Origin of the sequence: Lysobacter enzymogenes, from assembly GCF_017168095.1 — a bacterium.
GTDB lineage: Bacteria > Pseudomonadota > Gammaproteobacteria > Xanthomonadales > Xanthomonadaceae > Lysobacter > Lysobacter enzymogenes_D.
The window spans coordinates 1-3,098 of the sequence record NZ_LXSD01000006.1 but is presented as its reverse complement, the minus strand read 5'-3'; the positions used below and the strand labels follow the sequence as shown (position 1 = coordinate 3,098).

The following is a 3,098-nucleotide window of genomic DNA, read 5'->3' as shown; positions in this document are numbered from 1 at the left end:
GCCGCGTGCGCGCCTTGCGCCGCCGCGTAGGCCGCCGCGGCCGAGGCGGCGGCATCGGCCGCTCCCTGCGCCGCGCCCGTCTGCGCATCCTGCTCGGGCGCGGCGCCCGCGTTATCGTCGTCCCATCGGTGTTTCATCGCCGTTCTCCAAAGCGTGCGTCCGTCGTCTCATCGCCCCGCACCGCGGCGCGCGCTATGGCTTGTCGCCCACGGCCATGATCAGCTGCACCGCCTTGGACACCACCGCGCTGGAGATCTGGTTGAGCACCTGCTGGCTGTGCACCGCGTTTTGCAGCGCCAGGCCGGTGGAGTGGCTGGACACCTGGTACAGCGAGGCGATCGCCTGCGCGGGCGCCTCGGCGACGACCTTCACGTTGGTCTGGGTGACGGCGTCGGTGATCTGCGAATTGACGGGCGTATCGGTCATGAGCCTGTCCCTGGAGTGAGTGTGCGTTGCGGGTCTATAGCGGTGGAACGCGAGCCCGAGAGGCTTGTGAATCCGGCCGCGGCGGCGAGGCGGCCGGCGCCGCTCATTCGCGCCCCACCGCCAGCCGCAGCCGGTTGCGCAGCAGTTCGACCCGCTTGCGCGCCAGCGGCTGGTTGATGTGCAGGCGCTCGGCGATGACCGGATACGGCAGATCCTCGATGAAGCGGTAAGCGAACAGCCGCCGCTGCTCGCGGCTCATCCGCGCCACCGCGGCCACCACCCGCTCGAGCTGTTCGTCCAGCTCCAGCTGCTGCAGCGCCGACAGGCCTTCGTGGGCGAAGCCGCCGCCCTCGCCGTCGACCTCGCGATGGCGGTCGAACACCTCGCGGTCGCGGCCGCGCCGGCGCACGCTGTCGAGGAACACGTGGCGCAACACCACGAACAGGAAGCCGCCCGGGTCGGTGATGGTGTGCGGCGCGCGGCGCATGAACAGCAGCGCCTTGATCGCAGCGTTGCCGAGCAGTTCCTCGGCGCGGTCGCGCTGGCCGTCGGCGAAGCGGCGCGCGCGCGCTTCCAGCTCCGGCAGATTGGCGCGCCAGGCGCCGGCGAACATGTCGTCGGCGAGCTTGAAATCCGCGCGCGGCGCGGTCGCTTCGCGTTCGCGCGCAAGCGGCGCGCGCTCCGGCGGCATGGCGTGAAAGCTGTTGCAGTCGGCGCGTTCGCGCCCATCGGCGTCCATCACGATCCCCCTCCTTCATCTGCGGTGCAGCGAGTCTGGGCAGGGGGGTGGGCGATGGCTGTTACTTGGGTGACACGCACGGCGGGCGCGCGGGCGGGCAACTGCGCATCCCGTCGCGATACCAAGAAATATCGGGTTTTCCGCGAGTTTTTTCGCGAGTTCCTTCGCGCCCACGCGGCGCGAAGGCGCGCGGCCGATGCCGCGCGCGAACGCGTTTAAAGCATGCGGGCGCTCACATTCGTCCCGCAGCGGCGTTGGCGGTATGCGCGTGCGCGCTCACGCCGGACGCGAGGGCGCGCCCGGCTCCAGGCCCAGCGCGCGCGCGACGCCGCTCCAGCCCCAGCTGGCCAGGCAGCACGCGACGGCGACCGCGCCCCACGACACGCCGACTTGCGGCAACCGCTGCAACTGCGCCATCGCCTGCGGCCACCAGCTCGCCGCGCCGCCCAGGACCATGCCCGCGCCGGCCGCGATCAGGCCGAACAACAGCACTTGCTGCAACCAGCGCTCGACCCGGTCGCCGGCATCGGCGCCGGCCGCGGCGCGGCGCGCGACCTGTTCGGCGAAGCCGTAGGGAATCGGCTCCAGCGGCGGCGCGCGCAAGGCCCGGCTCAGCAGGCGGTACTGGGCCAGGCGCGGGTCGTCCTCGCTCATCGGCGCGCCGGCGCGTTCGTGTTCGCGCGCGCGCTCCTGCAAGGCCCATTCGCGGGCCGTGGCCGGATCGTCGAAACGCGCGTCGCGGTCGTCGTTGCGGTTCATGCGAATTCTCCCAGCCGCGCTTCCAGCCGCTGGCGCAGGCGCGCCCGGGTCCGGAACAGGTGGCTCTTGATGGTGCCCTCGGCCAGGCCGGTCATCTGCGCGATCTCGCCGATGGGCACTTCTTCCAGGTGATACAGGGTCAACAGGGTACGCTGCAGCGGCGGCAGCGCCTCGATCTCGGCGTGCAGGCCGGCGGCGATCTCCTCGTCGGCGCAGGCCGCCTCCAGGTCGAAGCCGTCGCTGACCGCGTCCAGCGGCGACAGCGCGTCCTCGTCGGCCGCGGTCTCCACGATCGGAATGCGCTTGCGCTCCAGATGGCGCTTGGCCACCGAATAGGCGACCTGGCCGATCCACGACTTCAGCGCGCTCTCGTAGCGGTATTGGTGCAGGCACTGGTGAACGCGCAGGAATGCCTCCTGGCACAGCTCGCGGGTGTCGTCCGGATGGCGGACCATGCGCTGGATGATGTGCCAGCACAGCCCCTGGTACTCCCGCACCAGACGCTCGAACGCGCCCGGCTGGCGGGAGAGGACGGCTTCGACCAGGGCGCGGTCGTCGTTCATGGGCTGGAACCGGTCATCCGGTCGAGGATGCGGGCAAGGCGCGCGCGGTTGCAGTGGCGGGCGCACATGCCGCGCTGTGACGAGTGTCACCCCGCGGCCCCGCCGCCCCCGCCGCGGCGGCTGCAACCGGACGGACACGGGCCGTATCTCTTTGCCTCGAACGCCGAACGAGCCGCCCGCATTCCCGTTCGGTACCGACCGTCACGCACTAGCCCGAGGAGGCCGCCGCCATGCCCGGAATCTTGGTTCCCATCACCTTGTTCATCTGCATCACCTTCGCCATCAAGTTCGTGGTGGACGCGCGCTTCCGCAGCAAGCTGCTGCAGACCGGCGGCGCCGACGAACTGCTGCGTTCGCTGGCCCGCGACGAAGACCTGCGCCGCCGCCACGGCGCGCTGCGCTGGGGCATCGTCATGGTGCTGCTGGCGGGCGCCTTCGCCATCATCGAGGCCGCCGGCTGGCGCGAACTCAACGCCGGCACCCTGGCGGTGCTGATCGGTGCGGTCGGGCTGGGCAACCTGGCGTACTACTTCATTTCGCGCAAGTACGGCTGAGATCGGTGCGGCGCCGCGGGCGCCGGCTCGACGCGCGCGGCGGGGCCGGCCGCGGGC

The 3,098-nt window shown here is 71.5% G+C and carries 5 protein-coding genes; 1 reads left to right on the top strand and 4 read right to left on the bottom strand.

Going from position 1 to position 3,098, the window contains the following annotated elements:
* Positions 1–192 precede the first annotated feature (192 nt).
* From A7A76_RS00210 to A7A76_RS00195, 4 genes are all read right to left on the bottom strand, one after another.
* Positions 193–426 carry a RebB family R body protein gene (locus tag A7A76_RS00210; RefSeq protein WP_074861646.1) on the bottom strand — a complete coding sequence of 78 codons (234 nt, stop codon included), beginning with the start codon at positions 424–426 and terminating at the stop codon, positions 193–195.
* A 103-nt stretch (positions 427–529) separates the two neighbouring features.
* Complete coding sequence (locus A7A76_RS00205; protein ID WP_241200639.1) at positions 530–1,165, bottom strand: RNA polymerase sigma factor; 636 nt, start codon at positions 1,163–1,165, stop codon at positions 530–532.
* A 276-nt stretch (positions 1,166–1,441) separates the two neighbouring features.
* Entirely contained in the window at positions 1,442–1,924 is a 483-nt protein-coding gene (locus A7A76_RS00200; protein ID WP_206409295.1) for a hypothetical protein, read from the bottom strand.
* Positions 1,921–2,487 (bottom strand): RNA polymerase sigma factor, encoded by a 567-nt coding sequence (locus A7A76_RS00195; RefSeq protein ID WP_074861644.1) that lies wholly within the window; start codon positions 2,485–2,487, stop codon positions 1,921–1,923. The genes A7A76_RS00200 and A7A76_RS00195 overlap by 4 nt, the downstream gene beginning before the upstream one ends.
* A gap of 230 nt (positions 2,488–2,717) precedes the next feature.
* Between A7A76_RS00195 and A7A76_RS00190 the strand changes: the two genes are divergently transcribed.
* Positions 2,718–3,041: a hypothetical protein gene (locus A7A76_RS00190; protein WP_074861643.1), complete on the top strand. Its 324-nt coding sequence runs from the start codon at positions 2,718–2,720 to the stop codon at positions 3,039–3,041.
* Positions 3,042–3,098 lie beyond the last annotated feature (57 nt).